Genomic DNA, 19,463 nt, shown 5'->3' with positions numbered 1-19,463 from the left:
CATGAGCGAAGGCGCCATAGGCAACCAGGAGTGGCAGGGATCGATGCGCGGCCTGAACCGGCGCCGCGCGGCAGGCGGCATGGCGGGGGCTGCGTTGGCCGGCCTGCTGCCCGGCATGGCGATGGCGGCGCCATGGAAGCCCGATCAGAACGTGGAGTTCGTGGTGCCGGCCGGCGCGGGAGGCGCGCTCGATCAGGTCGGCCGGGCCATGAAACAGTTCTATGACGAGAGAGGCGACGCGCCCCCGGGCAAGACTTTTCTGGTCACCAACAAGCCCGGCGGCAACGGGAAAATCGCTTTTGATATGCTCAAGCAGCGCCCGGGCGATGCCAACTTTCTGTCGCTCAACACGCATGGCTATATCGCGAGCTACCTGACCGGCAACCTCGATGTCCTGCCGCACCGCGAGTTCACTACCATCGCCGTTCTGCAGGACGAGTTCCTGACGCTGGCGGTGCGTTCCGATTCTCCCATCCGGAACATACAGGACTTGCTCACGGCCATGCGGCGCGATCCGGCCAGCCAGCGCATGGGCGTGGCGACCAGCATCGGCAATCACATCCATGTCGGCACGGCCAAGGCCCTGAGGGCTGGCGGCGTGGACATCAAGAAGCTGGTGGTGGCGCCTTTCAAGTCTTCCTCTGAATCGATCGTGGCGCTGGTGGGCGGGCATCTGGAACTGGTGGCATCCACCACGCCCAATGTGATCGCGATGCTGCAGGCCGGCAAGATCCGGCTGTTGGCTGTCAGCTCCGCGCAGCGGCTGGGCGGTGCTTTCAAGGATGTGCCCACCTGGCGCGAAAGCGGTGTGGATTCCGATTTCAGCTCCGCCTTAGGCATCATCGCGCCCAAGGGCATCACAGCCGATCAACTGGCCTACTGGGAAGCACGGTGCAAGGAGCTGGTCGAGCACAAGGAGTGGAAGCTGCTGGTCGAACGCAACCAGAGCCGATCGCACTTCATGCCGCACGCCGAGGCGAGTGCCTACTACGAGAAGGAATACCAGTCCATGCGCGGCATCGTGGCCGAGCTGGGGCTGTTGCAGGTAAAGACATGACCCAAGACAACTCCACCGCGGCTCCTCAGGGGCCCCTGTCCGGCTACCGTGCGATCGAACTGTGCTCCACCGTCGCGGGCCCTGCCTGCGCGCGGCTGCTGGCTGATTTTGGAGCGGATGTCATCAAGATCGAGCCGCCCGCAGGGGACCCGCTTCGCAGCATGGGCCGGCACAAGGGCGATGTGTCGCTGTATGCGGCCACCATCTTGCGCAACAAGCGGGCCATCACCGTCGATCTGAAGAAGCCGGACGGCGTGAAACTCGTCCGAGCCCTGGCGCTCAAGAGCGATTTGCTCGTCGAGAACTACCGGCCTGGGGTGATGGAGCGGCTAGGCCTGGGCTATGAGGAGCTCTCAAAGGAAAACCCGGGGCTGGTGATGGTGCGGATTTCGGGCTATGGCCAGTCCGGCCCTTACCGCGAGCGCCCAGGCTACGGCGCCATCTGCGAAGCCGTGGCCGGTGTCCGCCACCTTACCGGCGATCCGGATCGTCCGCCCGCGCGCGTGGCGCTGGCCACCACCGACTACCTTACCTCGGTCTACGCCGCGTTCGGGGCGGTGACCGCATTGCTGGCGCGTGGGCGCACCGGGCGCGGCCAAGTGGTGGATGCTGCTCTGTACGAAGCGGCCTTTTCGCAGATGGAGGCGTACATACCGGCTTTCGAGACCACAGGCTTCGTGCCCAATCGCGTGGGCCCGAACCTGCCGAACATGGCGCCCAACAGCCTGTATCCGACCAAGGATGGCGGCTATGTGCTGATCGCCGCCAACAGCGACGCCACCTTCAAGCGGCTGATCGGCGTGATGGGGCAGCCTGAACTGCAGGACGACCCGTTGATGCGCACGATCCGGTTGCGCGGCTCGAACATCCCCTATTGCAACAGCGTGGTCTCAGCCTGGACCGTGCAGCACGATGGCGTGGAGATCGAGCGCATGCTGCTCGACGCCGAAGTGCCGGTGTCCCGGGTCTACACCATGCCGGATATCTTTGCCGATCCTCACTTCGCGGCCCGGAACATGCTCCCCCGCGTGCCGCACCCTGAACTGGGCGAACTGGTGCATCCTGGCGTGGTACCCAAACTCTCCGAAACGCCGGGCCAGATCCGGCGCAGCGGCCCGGACCTGGGGCAGGATACCCGCGAGGTGCTGCGTGACGAGTTGGGCCTGTCTGCCAGCGAGGTGGCCGATCTGTTCGAGCGGCAGGTGGTGTTCGAGAAGCCCGCGAACGCTTGAGCTTGCTCGCTACTTACTCGCAGTCGGCTTATAGCCAGCGCGCAATCAGGCTCATCAACCCGCTGAGCAGCAGCGTGGTGGTGAGCGGTATGAACCACTCGCGGCCGAACAGCCGGAAGCGGAAATCACCCGGCAGGCGCCCGAAGCCGAGCTTGTGGAGCAGCGGGGAGAACCAGCTGATGACCATCAAGGCGATAAAGACGACGATGACCCATCTAATCACGGCAAAGGTCCTATGTCCTATAGACGGTGGCTGCGGTCGCCCGCGGCAAAACCGAGTGCGGCCCATCCAGCGCCCTGGGCGCCTCCAGCGGCAAAGCCGATCACCTTGAAAAGTTCGCCCATCTCATGCTCAGCCAGCAGCTTCATGGCGTTGGCACGCTCCTGCAGGCTGGCTGCCTGCATCAGGTCAGCCAGACCGCAGTTGAGCAGAAAACGCCCTTGCGAGGTATAGCCCAGCACAGTCAAACCCTCGTCCTGCGCCGCGAGAGCCACGCCCGTGAAGTCGACATGGGCGGTGATGTCCTTGCGGCCGATGTCGATCAGCGGGTTGTCATCCACCTGGTGCGCCCGGTGGCACACCAGGGTGCCTCCGATGCGTTGCGGGTGGTAGTACTCTGCCTCGGGAAAGCCATAGTCGATGAAGAAGGCCGCCCCTCCGGTGCCCGCGCGCAGGCAACCGGCCAGCGTGGCGATGAAGGCGCGTGCCTGAGGATGGACTTCGGTGACCACATCGTGCTCACCCTCGATGCCGACAGGCGGGCGCAGGCTGGTGGGCCGGTCGGCCCAGGCGAAAGATTCGCCATGCAGGGCCACGCCCCGCTCGTACCAATCGCCATTCACGCGCGCCAGCAACTGCACAGGCATCGCATCGAGCACTTCGTTGCCCACTACCGCGCCGCTGATGGCTGCCGGCAGCGTGTCATGCCACTGCACGATGTCTTTCCAGGGCGCCAGCGCGGCTTGCTGGCGCTCGCGCAGCGTTCCCGATACATCCACGATGTGGTAGCGCCGTACTTTTTCACCTAACGCCCGCAGCAATTGGGCCGCCAGCGCGCCTGAGCCGGCGCCGAACTCCCAGACCTCCGCGCTGCCCGTTGCTGCCAGCGCCTCGGCCACCTGGTTGGCCAGCGCTTGCCCGAAGAGCGGAGAGAGCTCGGGGGCGGTGATGAAATCGCTGCCGCTTACAGGCATGGGGCCGAACTTGGGACTGGTATTGGCGTAATACCCGAGGCCCGGCTCGTACAGTGCTATCTGCATGAAACGGTCGAAGCCGATCCAGCCGCCCGCGGCGGTGATGGCCTCGGTCACGCGGGCATGAATAGGCTCTAAACTGATGACTTCGCTTTTCACAGGTTGAGATTGTCCTCCCAAATGCCTTCCCGCTCTTCTGATGTGCCTCGCACGGTGTTCGTGACCGGCGCCGCCCGGCGCCTTGGGCGCGAGATCGCGCTGGCGCTGGCGCGCGCCGGCTGGCGGGTGGCCGTGCATTACCGCGCGTCCCGGCAGGAAGCCGCTGATACCGCGGCGGCCTGCAGGGAGATCGCAGGGGAGTCCGGCCTTTTTGGCGCCGATCTGGCTGACGAGGCCGCGGTCAAAGGCTTGTTGCCGCGCGTGGCAGCCGAGATGGGCAGCGTGGACGCCGTGGTCAACAGCGCGAGCCTGTTTGAGTTCGACGACGCCGCCAGCTTCGGCATGGCGGCCATGGAGCGCCACTGGCGTACCAACACCGCGGCTCCCATCCTGCTGGCCCAGGCACTGCACGCCCACCTGAGCGGGCGCGACGCCGGCCCGGCGAGCGGCGCTGTGGTCAACCTACTGGACCAGAAGCTCTTCAATCCCAACCCGGACTTTCTCAGCTACACCCTCAGCAAATCCGCGCTGCACACGGCCACGACCCTGCTCGCGCAAGCGCTCAGCCCGCTAGTGCGGGTGGTGGGGGTGGCGCCGGGGCTCACGCTCACCAGCCACATGTTGGAGGCCGATGAGTTCAAGGCGCTCCATGCCCTCAGCCCGCTCGGGCGCTCCTCCACCCCCGAAGATGTGGCGAGCACGGTGGTGTTTGCCCTGGAAAACCGTTCCATCACGGGCACGACGCTGCTGGTCGATGGCGGCCAGCACCTGATGAGGTTCGAGCGCGATTTCTCGCTGATGCCATCGTCCTAGGATCATGAAAAACCAATCCCCTTCCACCGGCCAGCAGAGTTTGACGCTCACCGGCCTGCGCTTCGATGCTTCCCTGGGCATTCTGGACCACGAGCGCGATAACACCCAGCCTATTCAGGTCGATGCCGAACTGAACCTGGGCGCGCAGCCTTTGAAGCCGCACGACGACGACATCACGCACGTGTTGGACTATCGCAAGGTGCGCCAGATCATCATCGATGAATGCACCGCCGAGCACGTGAACCTGCTCGAATCGCTGATCGGCAAGCTCAGCCACCGCCTGCTTCAACTGCCCGGCGTGCAAGGCGTGCGGGTCAAGATCGCCAAACTCGAGATATTCGACGATTGTGAGGTGGCGATCCGGATGGAATCCGGGCAGTGGTAGCCCGGGGGCTAGTTGGCCGGCAATGCGCCCATAGCCGCCCGCAACCCCAGCAGATAACTGTCAACGCCAAAGCCGCAGATCTGCCCGCGCACGATGTCGGCGAACACCGAATGGTGCCGGAATTCCTCCCGCGCGTGAATGTTGGACATGTGCAACTCCACGATCGGGCATGTCAGGATGTCCAGCGCATCGCGGATGGCATAGCTGTAGTGCGTCCAGGCTCCGGCGTTGATCAGCACGGCATCCTTGCCCTCGGTGAACGCCGCGTGGATGCGCTCGCACATGGCGCTTTCGCTGTTGGTCTGAAAACTCTCGATTTCAGCGCCCAGCTCCTGGCCCAGCGCCTGAAGACGCGCATCAATCTCCTGTAGCGTGATGGTGCCGTACTGCTTGGGATCGCGCTTGCCGAACATATTGTGGTTGACGCCATGGAGCATCAGGATCTTCTTCATGCCTGCCTCTTGAGGGATTTGGGGAGAGATTTTGGGAGGGATTTCCGGGGATTTTGATGAGGTTAGACCAGATTTTGCAGCTTGTTGAAACGTTCTTAAGCCCTGAGTCGAGCACGGGGCGCCCTGAGATAGGACAATCGGGGGTATGAGTACCTCCATGGTTTCCGAAGAAGCGCCTCTGAGCGCCACCGGCCCCGCTGCCCGTACCAAGATGGAGCGCGAAGCGCTCAAGCTGGAAAAACGCCTGTGCCGCCAGGTGGGCCAGGCCATTGCCGATTTCAACATGATCGAGGCTGGCGACCGGGTCATGGTGTGCCTTTCCGGCGGTAAAGACAGCTACGGCATGCTCGACATCCTGATGAAGCTGCAAAGCCGGGCCCCCGTGCCGTTCGAGCTGGTAGCGGTCAACCTGGACCAGAAGCAACCCGGCTTTCCGGCCCACATATTGCCCGAATACCTACAGGATCTGGGCATCGAGCACCACATCGAAACGCAGGATACCTACAGCATCGTCAAGGCCAAGATCCCCGAGGGCAAGACCACCTGCAGCCTGTGCTCGCGGTTGCGCCGAGGCATTCTTTACAACGTCGCGCGGCGGCTCAAGTGCAACAAGATTGCGCTCGGCCATCACCGCGACGACATGTTGCAAACTTTTTTCCTCAATATGTTCTTCGGCGGCAAGCTCAAGGGCATGCCTCCCAAGCTCACCAGCGACAACGGCGAATTCATCGTCATACGGCCGCTGGCTTTCGTCGCCGAGAAGGATCTCATCGACTGGGCTGAGCACAAGGCGTTTCCAATCATCCCCTGCAATCTCTGCGGCAGCCAGGAAAACCTGCAGCGCAAGGTGGTGGGCGACATGCTGCGTGAATGGGACAAGAAATTCCCGGGCCGGCTGGAGACCATGTTCACCGGGCTGCAGAACGTGGTGCCCTCGCATCTGATGGACAGCACCCTGCACGATTTCAAGAGCCTGCAGCCCACGGGCCTGCCCGACGAGCAGGGCGACAAGGCGTTTGACGACGAACGCATCGATCCTCCGGCGCTGCCCGCGCTAGGCGCCATCCGCTGGGTGCAGGCCCCCTCCAGCAATGAGTCCTGCGGAGTCTCATAGAAAAGAGAAAGGAAGCCGCATGCGCGCACTCCTCGCCGCGATTCTTGCCACCCTGTTCCTGGGCGCATGCGCTACAGGCCCGCGCACCGTGGATGCTTTGGTGCAGACCACGGCCGCACGCGCGCCGGGCGCCGACATGCTGGCCGGCGCACACTACAAATTCGAGCGTTCCCCTCAGGCGATCGGCCAACCCGCGCCCGAACGGCTGGAAGCCATGGCCCAGGAAGCCATGGCCCGGGTAGGCATGGTGCGCGACGAGGTCCGGCCGCGCATCAGTGTGCAGGTCGGCGGCAACGTCGGTGCCTACTGGGTCGACGGCTCCGGCGGCTATGGCCGCCCGGGCTGGAGTTTCGGGTTTGGTGCGGGTCACGCCTTTCGCGGTGGCGGCATCGGTTTTGGCTTCGGCTCGCCGATGTGGGACACCGGCATTCCCGCCTACGTAAGCGAAGTCAGCGTGCTGATGCGCGATCTGCAGACCGGCCAGATCGTCTACGACACCCGTGCCCGCCATGATGGCCCCTGGCACGATACCGACAACGTGCTGGCAGCCTTGTTCGTCGCGGCCATGGAAGGCTACCCTGCACCAGCCCAAGCCACGCGAAGAGTGGACGTCCCGCTATTGCCCGCTCCGCCAGCGCCCGCTGCTGCGCCCGCACAGCCCGCTCCCGCCACCGCACCTCAGCCCGTGCGCTGATTTTTCCTCCGTCATTCCCGCGCAGGCGGGAATCCAGGAATACTAGGCAGGAAGCACTGGATTCCCGCCTGCGCGGGAATGACGGGAGGGGCGGTGCGTGGCTGTTCGTGTCCAGAGAGGAGATGCAGGCAGCCTTTCTTGCCGCGGCAGGGCCAAGCGCCGATCAATGGCATGATTGGGTCATGGAATCCACCCGCATCATTGCCGTACGCCACGGCGAAACCGCCTGGAACGTCGGCCAGCGCATCCAGGGCCACCTGGACATCGAACTCAACGAAACCGGCCGCAACCAGGCGCGGCTCCTGGCCAAAGCGCTGGCTGGGCGCGAAACCTTTGATGCCATCTACTGCAGCGATCTGGCGCGTGCCCGTGAAACCGCCCAGATCGTGGCCGACGCCCTTCATATGGAGGTGATCCCCACACCTGCCCTGCGCGAGCGCAGCTTCGGCGAGTACCAGGGCATGACCTTCCCTCACATCACCGAGACCTGGCCTGAACAGGGCGAACGCTGGCGCAAGCGCGATCCCGATTGGGCGCCACCCGGCGGGGGGAATCCCTGCGGCAGCTGCAGGAACGCCTGGTGCAAACCGTGAATGAGCTGGCTGCTCGCCACATGGGGCAACACATTGCGTTGTTTACCCACGGTGGCGTGCTCGACATGCTCTACCGCATCGCGGCCGGCATGGGTTTACAGGATGCGCGTACTTGGCAGCTCGGCAATGCCGCCGTTAACCGGCTGCTATGGACGCCAGAAGGCCTCTCCCTGGTCGGCTGGGGAGACGAAACACATCTGGAAGGTGCTTCGCTTGATGAGAGCACGGCCTGAAAGCAGATTAGCGCAACTGCCTCCGTGCATGGGCTATGTCGACCTTGCCCTACACCTTTCACAGCCGGTTCCTACGTCTGCTACTGCATAGGTAGATCAAAGTAATACGTACTGTCACGCCGCGAGCTCAGGCCGCGGCGGTGCTCAGGTCGTATTCACCGGGCCCCGGCCCGGATTCAACCCTGCAAGTAACTACACGGAGATCAGCATGGCGAATGCACGATATGACGAGAAGCAACTCAAGGATCTGCTGCTTCAAATGATGGAAACGGAGTTGGGTGGCGAAAAAATCTATCTGGCGGCTCTTGGGTGTGCGGTCAACAAAGACCTCAAAAGCGAATGGGAAGAGTATCTGAAGGAAACCAAGAGCCACCAGAATGTTGTGCGAACCACCTGCGAGCGGCTCGGTATCAACGCAGATGAGGCTTCTCCGTCACGGGACGTAGTGAAACATATCGGTCAGGCGTTGGTAAAAGCGATGGAACTGGCCAAGATGGGCGGTGACGCCGACGCAGCCCAGATCGTCGCTTGCGAATGCGTGGTGCATGCAGAAACCAAGGATCACTCGAACTGGGAATTGCTTGGAAAGATTGCCGAAGTCGCAACCGGAGAAACGGGCACGATTCTCAAGGAAGCCTATTCACGGGTGGAAAAAGACGAGGATCATCATCTTTACCACACGCAAGGCTGGTGCAGAGAACTGTCCATCCAGAGTCTTGGGATGCCGGCGGTCCTTCCTCCCCCTGAAGAGGTCAAGCAGGTCGAGACCGCTATCGGGGCCTCGCGGGCCGAGCAACAGCGGGAAGCGATGCTCTAAAAGCGCCATGCCTCGCGCCCACTGGTTGAAACCCACGCAGGTTCCTCTGAGCCGCGAGGTACTGTTGCTGGTGGATGTGATCAATCCTTTTCGCTTTCCAAACGCGAAAGCCCTGGTCCAGGATGCCGCAGGGGCAGCGGCTCATATCGCCCGATTCAAGGCGCGGCTCGAAGGAAAAGGTGTGCCCGCGATCTATGCCAACGACAACTATGGAACGTGGCACAGCGAATTCAGCGGCATTCTTACGGCTTGCTGCGAACTCCCAGCGAAACGCGGTGAAATTGCGCGCCTCCTGGCGCCTGCCGCCAAAGATCTGGTCATTCTCAAGCCGCAGCAATCGGCCTTTCATTCCACTCCTTTGTTGCACCTGTTGCAGAGAATGAAGGCCGAACACCTGACTGTTGTGGGCTTTGCCACTGATATGTGCGTGATGCTGACGGCTGCTGACGCGCGTATGGCGGGATATGACGTATGGGTGCCAAGCAATTGCACCGCGGCTGAATCACCAACGCGCAAGGCACATGCGCTCCTTCAACTGAGACGGGCATTCAAGTGCTCCGTCAGTGCTGCAGTGTGACGATGGATCGCCGAGGATAAACTGAATGCATCCCTTGCAAAGGAAGCATTTCAAATCGACGCTTGTTTTTCAATCTCTCTCGGTTTCCAGCTTGCGGTTGAGCAGCAGCGCACCCAGCGTGCAGACAGCGCCGGAGAGCAAGTACACACCCAGGTAAGCCAGCCCGAAATGGGCAGACAATCCCAGTGCCACCACGGGGGCGAAGGCGGCGCCGATCAGCCAGGCGAAATCATTGGTCAGGGCCGCGCCGGTGTAGCGGTACCGTGATGAGAAGTTGGACGTGACGGTTCCCGATGCTTGACCATAGGAGAGGCCCAGCAGCACGAAGCCCACCAGGATGAAGATGTTCTGGCCGACGGTTCCACTGCCGATCAAGGTAGGGGCGAAGCCGCTGAAGACGGCGATCATCAGCGCGAGCGCGCCCAGGGTATTGCGCCGGCCGTAGCGGTCGGCCAGCCAGCCGGAAGCCACGATGGCGCCCGCGCACAGCACGCCGCCCACGATCTGCACGCCCAGGAAGGAAGGGATGGGCTGTTGCGCATACAGCAGGATCCAGGACAGGGGAAACACGGTCACCAGGTGGAACAGCGCGTAGCTGGCCAGCGCGGCAAAAGCGCCGATGATGATGTTGCCACCCTGGTTGGCTACCAGCTCGCCGATGGGTACTGGCTCGAGTTCGCTTTTTTCGAGCAGGTGCTCGTATTCGCGGGTGACCACCAGCCGCAGCCGTGCGAACAGAGCGACGACGTTGATGGCGAAAGCCACGAAGAACGGGTAACGCCAGCCCCAGGCCAGGAATTCATCCAGCGGGAGACTGACGTAGAGATACGCGAACAGCGCACTTGCCAGCACGAAACCGAGGGGCGCGCCGAGCTGGCCCAGCATGGCATACCAGCCCCGCCGTTCGGCGGGGGCGTTCATGGCCAACAGCGAAGGCAGGCCGTCCCAGGAACCACCAAGCGCCATGCCCTGGCCGATGCGAAAGAGGGCGAGCAGGAAGATGGCCGTCGGGCCCAGCGCTTCATAGCCGGGCAGGAAAGCGATGCCGGCAGTACAGGTGCCCAGCAGGAACATCGCCAGCGTGAGTTTGGTGCTGCGGCCCCAGCGCCGCTGCACCATCATGGAGAGCACGGTGCCGAAGGGGCGGGCCACGAAGGCCAACGCGAAGATGGTAAAGGCATACAGCGTGCCGTTCAATGCGCTTTCGCCCGGGAAGAACACCGTCGGGAACACCAGCGCGGAGGCGATGCCGTAGACGAAGAAGTCAAAGTATTCGGAGGCGCGGCCAATCACAACCCCCACCGCGATATCGCCAGGCGCGACATCGTGGCTGCCGGATTCGGCAAGATGCGGCGCGGCAGACGGAAGTGCGTGAGAGTGAGTCGTGTGGATACCGGTCATGGCATTGAAGGGAGTGGTTTCACCGCAGGGGAGCGCTCAAACCGCGCTCCAAGAACGTATACACGTTCTAAGCCCATGCATGGAGTATGCGACAGCCGTTGGGTTCTTGACATAGGACAAAACGTCCAATGTGCTTTTCTCCTAAGGAACGATAAATTTCGAGGCTGACAACTGTACGCACATTTCATATGTGCTGCCGTATCCCCCAGGGGCACGGTTACTCCACTTCGCTTCGTATGCTCACCTCGAACCTGCGCCGCGCATCAGTCCTCGTTGTTCTTACCAGCTTGCTGGCCGGTTGCAGCGATCTGGTTGTGCTCAATCCTTCCGGAGACATCGCTGCCCAGAAAGGGCAATTGATCGTCATTGCCACGATCCTGATGCTGCTGATCGTCGTGCCGGTCATTTTCTTCATTTTTCTGTTTGCCTGGCGCTATCGCCAGGGCGCCAAGCATGCGCAGGACGACTACGCACCCGACTGGGACCACTCCACCCGCCTGGAGTTGCTGATATGGGCAGCTCCGCTGGTGATCATCATCGCCCTGGGGGCGCTGACCTGGATCACCACACACAAGCTCGACCCCTACCGCCCGCTGGACCGCATTTCCGCGACCAAGGCGTTGCCGGAAAACGTCAAGCCGCTGGAGGTCGAGGTGATATCGCTGGATTGGAAGTGGCTATTCCTGCTGCCTGAGCAGGGCATCGCCACGGTGAACGAGCTGGCAGCGCCGGTGAACCGGCCCATCCACTTCAAGCTGACTTCCAGCTCCACCATGAACGCTTTCTACGTGCCCGATCTGGCCGGCATGATCTACACCATGCCCGGCATGCAGACCGAGCTGAACGCGGTGATCAACAAGGCTGGCACTTACAGAGGGATGTCCTCGCACTACAGCGGCGAAGGCTTCTCCGGTATGACCTTCAAGTTCCACGGGCTGAGTGACGAAGATTTCGCGCAGTGGGTGGACCGCGCCAAGGCAGACGGCAAGGTGCTGACGCGCGACGCCTATCTGGCGTTGGCCAAACCCTCGTCACGCGATCCCGTGCAGCGGTTCGCCTCCGTGGAGGCCGGGCTGTACCAGCGCATCATGAATCTTTGCGTGGAAGACGGCCAGATGTGCATGGATGAAATGATGGCCCGCGACGCCCGGCGCAATCACGCCCATCACAGCGGACTTGCGCCGGACAAGCTGGCCGAGCAGGACATCTGCACCACCGATACGCCCATTTTCGAGTAACCCTTCATGTCTGTTGAACACACTTCCGTGCCGGCCCACTGGCTGCTGGGTCGTATCACCTGGGATTCGATCCCCATGGCCCACGAGCCCATCGTGCTCTGGACTTTCCTGGCTTGCGTGCTGGGCGGCGTCGTCCTGCTCGGGCTTCTGACGCGCTACCGCCTCTGGGGGCCGTTGTGGCGCGATTGGTTCTGCAGCATCGATCACAAGAAGATCGGCATCATGTACATGGTGCTGGGCGTGGTCATGCTGCTGCGCGGCTTCTCCGACGCCCTCATGATGCGTCTGCAGCAGGCCATGGCATTTGGCGACAACCTGGGCTATTTGCCGCCGCACCACTACGACCAGATCTTCACGGCACACGGCGTCATCATGATCTTCTTCGTGGCCATGCCGCTGGTCACGGGCCTGATGAACTACCTCGTGCCGCTGCAGATCGGTGCCCGTGATGTGGCCTTTCCTTTCCTGAACAACTTCAGCTTCTGGATGACCACTGCCGGCGCCGTTCTCGTGATGGTGTCGCTGTTCCTGGGCGAGTTCTCCACTTCGGGCTGGCTGGCCCTTTCCAACCTGGGGGCGCAGAACCCCGGGGTGGGGCTTGACTACTACATATGGGCGTTGCAGATCGCGGGGGTGGGCACGACCTTGTCGGGGATCAACCTGATCGTCACCATCATCAAGATGCGCGCGCCCGGCATGAACCTGATGAAGATGCCGGTGTTCACGTGGACGGCACTGTGCACCAACGCACTGATCGTGGCCTCGTTCCCGATCCTGACCGCCGCGCTGGTGCTGATGTCCCTGGACCGCTATGTCGGCACCAACTTCTTCACCAACACGCTGGGCGGCAACCCCATGCTGTACGTGAACCTGATCTGGATCTGGGGTCACCCCGAGGTCTACATCCTGATCCTGCCCTGCTTCGGCATCTTCTCGGAAATCGTGGCGACTTTCAGCCGCAAGCGCCTGTTCGGCTACGCCTCCATGGTGTATGCCACCGTCTGTATCACGATCCTGTCGTACCTGGTGTGGCTGCACCACTTCTTCACCATGGGGTCGGGGGCGAGTGTCAACTCGTTCTTCGGGATCACCACGATGATCATCTCGATCCCGACCGGTGCCAAGATCTTCAACTGGCTGTTCACCATGTACCGCGGCCGCATCCGCTTCGAAGTGCCCATGCTGTGGGTGATGGGCGCGTTGCCTACCTTCGCCATTGGCGGCTTGACGGGGGTGCTGCTGGCTGTGCCGCCCGCCGACTTCGTGCTGCACAACAGCCTGTTCCTGATTGCTCACTTCCACAACGTCATCATCGGCGGCGTGGTGTATGGCGCGTTTGCCGGCATTACGTACTGGTTTCCCAAGGCGTTCGGCTACAAGCTGGATGACAAATGGGGGCGCCGTTCTTTCTGGTGCTGGTTGGTCGGCTTCTGGGTCGCCTTCACGCCGCTTTATGTGTTGGGCCTCATGGGCCTGACCCGGCGTGTCAACCATTTTGACGATCCTGCCTATCAAATCTGGTTCCAGATCGCGGCAGTCGGCGCGGCCATCGTGGCGGTGGGCATTGCCTGCTTCCTGATTCAACTGGGGGTCAGCTATCTGAAGCGCGATCAACTGCGCGACGAAACGGGTGATCCCTGGGGCGGCCGCACGCTGGAATGGGCCACTTCATCGCCACCGCCTGACTACAACTTCGCGTTTACGCCCGTGGTCTACGACACCGATGCCTGGGCCGACATGAAAAAGCACGGCTACAAGCGTCCGCTGGCGGGTTTCAAGGACATCCACATGCCCCGCAATACGGGCGCGGGCGTGGTGATTTCCGTGCTGGCCGGGGTCTTCGGATTCGCCCTGATCTGGCATATGTGGCCGCTGGCGATCGCGTCCTTCGCTGGCGTCGTGCTCGCGGCCATCATCCATACCTTCAATTACAACCGTGACTACCACATCCCGGCAGCCGAAGTGGCCGCCACGGAAGAGGCACGGACCCAACTGCTTGCCCGCCATGTCTGATCTTGCACTGAATACAGGCGCCGAACGCGCCTACCACCTGGAGCATGAGCCGCATCCCGAGAACGGGACTTCGCTGGGCTTCTGGCTCTACCTGATGAGCGACTGCCTCATCTTCGCCGCCATGTTCGCGACCTATGGCGCGCTCGGCCGCAACTATGCGGGGGCCCTGGCGGCGCGGAACTGTTCGATCTGAAACTGGTGGCCATCAACACGGCCTTCCTGTTGCTGTCGTCGATCACTTTCGGTTTCGCCATGCTGCAGAAACAGCAGGGCAAGGTGGGCGGCACGCTCGGCTGGCTGGCCGTGACGGGCCTGTTCGGCGCTGCTTTCCTGGGGCTGGAGCTCTATGAATTCGCGCACCTCATCCATGAGGGCGCCACCCCCGGCTCCAGCGCCTTCATGTCGTCTTTCTTCACGCTGGTGGGCACCCACGGCCTGCACGTGACGTTTGGCCTGATCTGGCTGATCACGCTGATGATCCAGATCGGAAAACACGGGTTGAGCCGCGAGAACAAACGCCGCCTGATGTGCCTGTCGATGTTCTGGCACTTTCTGGACGTGATCTGGATCGGCGTCTTTACCTTTGTCTATCTCATGGGGGTGCTGTAATGAGCCAGAAACACCGTACGCACGAGGCGTCCGATACGAATGGACCGCACGACGCCCATCACGACCATGCAGCTGAAGAGGGGCCGCACAGCACGTTCTCGGGCTACATGATCGGCTTTGTGCTGTCGGTCGTCCTGACGGCGATTCCGTTCTGGCTGGTGATGAACCACGTCATCACCGACCGCACCGTCGCGGTGCTGGTCCTGGGCGGGCTGGCTGTGGCGCAGATCCTCGTGCACATGGTTTACTTCCTGCACATGAATGGCAAGGTTGAAGGCGGCTGGACCATGCTGTCGACCATCTTCACCTTGGTATTTGTGGCCATTGCGGTGGCCGGCACGCTGTGGGTGATGTTCCACATGAACGCCAACATGATGCCGGGGCATGCCGGCCACGTGGGCCATGCAACCCATGGGGGGCTCTGAGCAGGGGGCTTCAGCGGCCCGGCTGCGCTGGCCGTGGCTGGCCGGTGCGGCCGTGCTGTTTCTGGCTCTGTTGGCTCTGGGTACCTGGCAAGTCCAGCGTCTCGCCTGGAAACATGATCTCATTGCCCGGGTGGATGCCCGGATCCACGCCCCTCCGGCGGCTGCGCCCAACCAGGCCCAATGGCCGGAGGTGAACCAGGCTTCGCACGAATACCTCAGGGTGCATGTGACAGGGCGCTTTCTGCATGAGCACGAAGCGCTGGTGCAGGCCACCACCGCGCTGGGGGCCGGATTCTGGGTACTCACGCCGCTACGGACCGGCGAGGGACGCATGGTCTGGATCAACCGCGGTTTTGTTCCGCCGGCGGCACGCGATCCGGCCCGCCGCGGCTTGGCGCCGCCCGAAGGCGACGTCAGCGTGACCGGTCTGTTGCGCCTCAGCGAGCCAGGAGGCGCCTTCTTGCGTGACAACGATCCCGGCGCTGACCGCTGGCATTCCCGAGACGTCGCGGTGCTGACACAGTCGCGCGGTCTGCCACCGGAAGAAGTGGCGCCCTATTTCATCGATCAGGAAGCCGCGCCGGGTCAAGGGCCCTTGGTCTCTGCCCCGCAGGACGCCGGGCCCTGGCCAGTCGCCGGTCTGACCGTGGTGCGCTTTTCCGACAACCATCTGGTCTACGCCTTGACCTGGTATGGCCTGGCGCTTGGGTTGCTGGCGGCGCTTGTCTATGTATGGCGCGGCAGGCACCGGGTGGGCGCGGGATAATGGGCGCACATGCCTGCTTTGCTTTCTTCTTCCAAAGCTCCTCCGGCCTCCTCGAACAGATGGCTCCCGCATGAACCAGAGGATGCCGGCTCGGACGCCGTCGGCCTGAATAACCTCAAGCAGCTGATCCAGCTGCGTTGGCTGGCGGTGGTTGGGCAGGTCATCACCATCGGCGTGGTGCGCTTGGGACTGGGCATTGAGATCCCTGTGGAGCCAATGCTGGTCGTGCTGGCGGCGCTCGCGGTGTTCAATGGCATGAGCATGCTTCGCTGCCTGTTGCCGGGCGGTGTATCCAGCACTGAGCTGCTGCTGGTGTTGCTGGTCGATGTGGCCGCGCTGACGGCCCAGTTGTATCTCAGCGGCGGTGCAGCCAATCCCTTCGTCTTTCTGTACCTGCTGCAGGTGATTCTGGGGGCGGTGCTCCTGCCTGCGCGCGCGGCCTGGATCATGGTGGTCGTGAGCATGCTGTGCTTCGCGGGCTTGGCGCGCTTCGCGCATCCTTTGCCGCTGCCGCTCGATCATGACCAGGGCCTTGCCAGTCTCTACATGGAAGGCCTGCTGATTTCTTTCTCCCTCAACGCGGCGCTGCTGGTGCTGTTCATCATCCGGATCATGGGCAACCTGCGCCAACGCGATGCGCGCCTCGCGGCGATGCGCCAGCGTGCCGTGGAGGAGGAGCTCATTGTCCGCATGGGGTTGCTGGCCTCCGGCGCAGCGCACAACCTGGGCACACCGCTGTCCACGCTGGATGTGATCCTCGGCGACTGGAAGCGCCTGCCACAGCTGAGTGCTGATCCCGAGCTGGCCAGCGATGTGACGGAAATGCAGAATCAGGTGAGGCACTGCAAGGCCATCGTGAGCGGCATCCTGCTGTCCGCGGGGGAGGCGCGCAGTGAATCGTCCATGGCCACCACTGTGTGCGACTTTCTGGACGAAGTGGTTCACGACTGGCGCCGCCGCCACCCCGACAATCGCCTGAGCTACGTGAACCGTTTCGGCAAGGATCTGTCCATGGTGTCGGATTCGGCGGTCAAGCAGATGATGGACAACCTGCTGGACAATGCCTTCGAGGCATCACCCCACGCCATGGAACTGGAGGCCATGCGCGAGGGCGACGATCTGGTCCTGATGGTGCGCGACGAAGGGCCGGGCTTCGCGCCTGAAGTGCTGCCGTATCTGGGCGAACCCTATCGTTCCACAAAAGGCCGGCCCGGTGGCGGCCTTGGGTTTTTCCTGGTGGCCAACGTGGCACGCGCCCTCGCCGGCAAAGTGCAGGCGTACAACCGTCCTCATGGCGGAGCAGAGGTGCGGATCACGCTGCCGCTGGTTTCCCTGGCTCTGCTGGAAGACGAAGACGAAGAGGATCAAGATGGCAGAGACGGCCGCTGACAACGCTCCCCGCCTGCTGATCGTCGAGGACGACGCAGCTTTCGCGCGCACGCTGGGCCGCTCTTTCGAGCGGCGGGGCTACATGGTGCGAACGATCGCCAGTTTCGACGAGCTGGCGCCGTTGCTCGCGGATTTCTCACCCAGCCATGCGGTGGTCGATCTCAAACTGAAAGGCGAGGCATCCGGTCTCGCCTGCGTGCGCGTGCTGAGCGAGCATGACCCTGCCATGCTGATCGTGGTGCTGACAGGTTTCGCCAGCATCGCCACGGCCATCGAGGCGATCAAGCTGGGCGCTTGCCACTACCTGGCCAAACCGTCCAACACCGACGACATCGAAGCCGCTTTCGACCGCGTCGAAGGTTCCACTGAAGTGTCCTTGACTGCCCGTACCAGCTCCATCAAGACCCTTGAGTGGGAGCACATCCATCAGACCCTGGCCGAGACGGGTTTCAACATTTCAGAGACGGCGCGGCGGCTTGGTATGCACCGGCGCACGCTGGCGCGCAAGCTGGGTAAGCAGCAGGTGAAATAGGAGGGCAGACCGCGTATAAAGGATGGCCCATTCGCCATCCTTCATGCCCTCTCCTAGCCAAGTCATCGTCTTTGCGACTCCGGTTTTCCTGCTGCTTATCGCGCTTGAATGGGCATGGGGGAGGGCCAAGAGGCATGACACCTACAAAATGGCCGACGCCATCAACAGCGTCGGCCTGGGTGTGCTCAGCCAGATCAGCGCGGTGTTCACGCGCCTGTTGCGCATTGGCTTGTACACGATGGTGTTCGAGCACATTGCGCTCCTGCGTGCCGATGCTTTCTGGACCGCCTGGTACGGCTGGCTGCTGGCGCTGCTCTTCTATGACCTGTGCTACTACTGGCTCCACCGCATGGGCCACGAAAGCGCTGTGCTGTGGGCGGCGCACGTGGTGCACCACCAGAGCCAGCATTACAACCTGAGTACTGCGCTGCGCCAGACCAGTACCGGCGCTTTGCTGGGCTGGGTCTTCTATCTGCCGATGGCGGTGGCCGGCGTGCCTCCCCTGGTGTTCGGCGTGGTGGCGCTGATCGATCTGCTCTACCAGTTCTGGGTGCATACCGAGCACGTGCCCAAGCTGGGCTGGTTCGACCGCTGGTTCTGCTCACCCTCCAACCATCGCGTGCATCACGCGGTGAATGACCGGTACCTGGACAAGAACTACGGCGGCATCCTGATCGTGTGGGACCGGATCTTCGGCAGCTTTGAAGAGGAAGATCTGCGGGAGGAGCCTCTTTATGGCACGCGCGCGCCGCTCAACTCCTGGGATCCGCTTTGGGCCAATGCCGAAGTCTATTGGGCGCTGGCACAGGATTCATGGCGCGCCCGGCACTGGGCCGACAAGCTGCGTGTATGGGTCAAGCCACCGGGCTGGCGGCCCCCGGATGTGGCGGCGCGCTGGCCGAAACCGGCGTTTAATATGTCTTCCATGCGTTACTACGAAATACCTACAAGCAAGGGCGTGCGCTGGTTCGCCGGTTTGCAGTTCATCGCCTTGGTGGCCGGCGCGGCTCTTTTTCTGTGGGAGGCTGATACGGCGCCGCTTGCGCGTTCGGCCATGTGGTTCGGTGTGTTGGCGGCCGGGCTATGGGCCGTGGGCGCGCTGTTGCAAGGAAGGATTGGCCTATTGCAGGTATTGCTGATCGAATCGGCCGCGCTGGCGACCGCGACCGCGGCGCTCGGCCTGATCGAATGGCACCGCGTGTTCAAGCCCTTGACGATGGTGTGTGCGATCGCTTTGGTGGCCGCCCGCGCTCGTTCAGAGGCCTCGGATTCCCGCTTTGAGTTGATCCTTGGAGTGGCACTGGCGCTTTCCATGCTGGGCGATGTCGCGCTCATGTTCGAGGGCTATTTCGTCCCGGGCCTGGTGGCGTTTTTGTTGGCCCACTTGGCTTATATCGCGCTCTTCAAACGTGGCGTGCCCTGGTTTGCCAGCCGTGGCGCCCTGGTGGCCACGCTCCTGATCGGCGCCGCGATGTACGCCTTTCTCTGGTTTGGCGGGCTCCCTTCGGCTCTGCGGGTGCCGGTGGCCGCTTATGTCACCGTGATTGCATTGATGGCCGCGCAAGCCATTGGCCGCGCTCGCGTGCAAGGCGACAAGGCCAGTATGGCCGTGGCCTTGGGGGCGGGATTTTTCATGCTGAGCGATTCCCTGCTGGCCACCAACCGCTTCGTGTGGTCGCTATCGTTGGCGCCGCTATGGGTGTTGAGCACGTACTACGCCGCGCAGATCCTCATCGCCGTCTACGCCACACCAAAAAAGCCCAACTGACT

Annotated in this window: 19 protein-coding genes and 2 pseudogenes; 17 read left to right on the top strand and 4 right to left on the bottom strand. The window is 62.6% G+C overall.

Translation table 11 applies throughout. The annotated features are described in order from the left end of the window. Position 1 precedes the first annotated feature (1 nt). Positions 2–1,057 carry a tripartite tricarboxylate transporter substrate binding protein gene (locus WJU18_RS27615; protein ID WP_423457274.1) on the top strand — a complete coding sequence of 352 codons (1,056 nt, stop codon included), beginning with the start codon at positions 2–4 and terminating at the stop codon, positions 1,055–1,057. Continuing rightward, positions 1,054–2,289 (top strand): CaiB/BaiF CoA transferase family protein, encoded by a 1,236-nt coding sequence (locus tag WJU18_RS27610; protein WP_423457272.1) that lies wholly within the window; start codon positions 1,054–1,056, stop codon positions 2,287–2,289. The genes WJU18_RS27615 and WJU18_RS27610 overlap by 4 nt, the downstream gene beginning before the upstream one ends. A 28-nt stretch (positions 2,290–2,317) precedes the next feature. Here WJU18_RS27610 and WJU18_RS27605 read toward each other — a convergent pair whose 3' ends face one another. Next, entirely contained in the window at positions 2,318–2,512 is a 195-nt protein-coding gene (locus WJU18_RS27605) for a DUF2905 domain-containing protein (protein WP_423457270.1), read from the bottom strand. Positions 2,513–2,529: 17 nt separating this feature from the next. Next, positions 2,530–3,549: a class I SAM-dependent methyltransferase gene (locus WJU18_RS27600; RefSeq protein WP_423461113.1), complete on the bottom strand. Its 1,020-nt coding sequence runs from the start codon at positions 3,547–3,549 to the stop codon at positions 2,530–2,532. 114 nt (positions 3,550–3,663) lie between these two features. Here WJU18_RS27600 and WJU18_RS27595 point away from each other — a divergent pair, with 114 nt between their 5' ends. Together WJU18_RS27595 and WJU18_RS27590 are read left to right on the top strand one after the other, a co-directional pair. Continuing rightward, on the top strand, positions 3,664–4,455 hold the full coding sequence (locus WJU18_RS27595; protein WP_423457268.1) for an SDR family oxidoreductase: 792 nt from the start codon (positions 3,664–3,666) through the stop codon (positions 4,453–4,455). 4 nt (positions 4,456–4,459) lie between these two features. After that, positions 4,460–4,840: a dihydroneopterin aldolase gene (locus tag WJU18_RS27590; RefSeq protein WP_423457267.1), complete on the top strand. Its 381-nt coding sequence runs from the start codon at positions 4,460–4,462 to the stop codon at positions 4,838–4,840. Between the two features lie 8 nt (positions 4,841–4,848). On the opposite strand, the gene aroQ is transcribed toward WJU18_RS27590, so the two are convergent. Next, positions 4,849–5,292, bottom strand: a complete 444-nt coding sequence (gene aroQ / locus WJU18_RS27585; RefSeq protein ID WP_423457265.1) for a type II 3-dehydroquinate dehydratase — start codon at positions 5,290–5,292, stop codon at positions 4,849–4,851. A gap of 157 nt (positions 5,293–5,449) precedes the next feature. On the opposite strand from aroQ, the gene ttcA reads away from it, so the two are divergent. From ttcA to WJU18_RS27560, 5 genes and pseudogenes are all read left to right on the top strand, one after another. Continuing rightward, a complete protein-coding gene (gene ttcA / locus WJU18_RS27580; RefSeq protein ID WP_423461112.1) occupies positions 5,450–6,406 on the top strand; it encodes a tRNA 2-thiocytidine(32) synthetase TtcA in 957 nt (318 codons plus the stop codon). A gap of 19 nt (positions 6,407–6,425) precedes the next feature. Continuing rightward, positions 6,426–7,100: a DUF4136 domain-containing protein gene (locus tag WJU18_RS27575; protein ID WP_423457263.1), complete on the top strand. Its 675-nt coding sequence runs from the start codon at positions 6,426–6,428 to the stop codon at positions 7,098–7,100. A gap of 182 nt (positions 7,101–7,282) precedes the next feature. After that, positions 7,283–7,926, top strand: a pseudogene (locus WJU18_RS27570) (histidine phosphatase family protein). A 208-nt stretch (positions 7,927–8,134) separates the two neighbouring features. Next, positions 8,135–8,743 (top strand): hypothetical protein, encoded by a 609-nt coding sequence (locus WJU18_RS27565; RefSeq protein WP_423457261.1) that lies wholly within the window; start codon positions 8,135–8,137, stop codon positions 8,741–8,743. Between the two features lie 7 nt (positions 8,744–8,750). Further along, the gene (locus WJU18_RS27560; protein WP_423457259.1) at positions 8,751–9,320 is read left to right on the top strand and encodes a cysteine hydrolase family protein; all 570 of its coding nucleotides are present in this window, start codon (positions 8,751–8,753) and stop codon (positions 9,318–9,320) included. Positions 9,321–9,389: 69 nt separating this feature from the next. On the opposite strand, the gene WJU18_RS27555 is transcribed toward WJU18_RS27560, so the two are convergent. Next, a complete protein-coding gene (locus WJU18_RS27555) occupies positions 9,390–10,721 on the bottom strand; it encodes an MFS transporter (RefSeq protein ID WP_423457257.1) in 1,332 nt (443 codons plus the stop codon). 236 nt (positions 10,722–10,957) lie between these two features. Between WJU18_RS27555 and cyoA the strand changes: the two genes are divergently transcribed. The 8 genes and pseudogenes from cyoA to WJU18_RS27515 all read left to right on the top strand — a co-directional run bounded on the left by cyoA (position 10,958) and on the right by WJU18_RS27515 (position 19,461). Beyond that, on the top strand, positions 10,958–11,959 hold the full coding sequence (cyoA, locus tag WJU18_RS27550) for a ubiquinol oxidase subunit II (protein WP_423457255.1): 1,002 nt from the start codon (positions 10,958–10,960) through the stop codon (positions 11,957–11,959). Positions 11,960–11,965: 6 nt separating this feature from the next. Then, positions 11,966–13,972, top strand: coding sequence for a cytochrome o ubiquinol oxidase subunit I (gene cyoB / locus WJU18_RS27545; protein ID WP_423457253.1), 2,007 nt, complete (start codon positions 11,966–11,968; stop codon positions 13,970–13,972). After that, positions 13,965–14,581, top strand: a pseudogene (cyoC, locus tag WJU18_RS27540) (cytochrome o ubiquinol oxidase subunit III). Before cyoB ends, cyoC begins: the two are co-directional and overlap by 8 nt. Next, a complete protein-coding gene (gene cyoD / locus WJU18_RS27535) occupies positions 14,581–15,006 on the top strand; it encodes a cytochrome o ubiquinol oxidase subunit IV (protein ID WP_423457251.1) in 426 nt (141 codons plus the stop codon). Before cyoC ends, cyoD begins: the two are co-directional and overlap by 1 nt. Continuing rightward, positions 14,966–15,772, top strand: a complete 807-nt coding sequence (locus WJU18_RS27530) for an SURF1 family protein (RefSeq protein WP_423457250.1) — start codon at positions 14,966–14,968, stop codon at positions 15,770–15,772. Before cyoD ends, WJU18_RS27530 begins: the two co-directional genes overlap by 41 nt. 9 nt (positions 15,773–15,781) lie before the next feature. After that, positions 15,782–17,161 (top strand): ATP-binding protein, encoded by a 1,380-nt coding sequence (locus WJU18_RS27525; RefSeq protein WP_423457248.1) that lies wholly within the window; start codon positions 15,782–15,784, stop codon positions 17,159–17,161. Next, on the top strand, positions 17,142–17,693 hold the full coding sequence (locus tag WJU18_RS27520; RefSeq protein WP_423457246.1) for a response regulator transcription factor: 552 nt from the start codon (positions 17,142–17,144) through the stop codon (positions 17,691–17,693). The genes WJU18_RS27525 and WJU18_RS27520 overlap by 20 nt, the downstream gene beginning before the upstream one ends. Before the next feature lie 43 nt (positions 17,694–17,736). Next, positions 17,737–19,461, top strand: coding sequence for a lysoplasmalogenase family protein (locus WJU18_RS27515; protein ID WP_423457245.1), 1,725 nt, complete (start codon positions 17,737–17,739; stop codon positions 19,459–19,461). Positions 19,462–19,463 lie beyond the last annotated feature (2 nt).

This window comes from Ottowia sp. VDI28 (assembly GCF_049532675.1).
Lineage (GTDB): Bacteria > Pseudomonadota > Gammaproteobacteria > Burkholderiales > Burkholderiaceae_C > Ottowia.
Note: the sequence above shows the minus strand (reverse complement) of the source record. Positions and strands in the feature narration are given on the sequence as shown.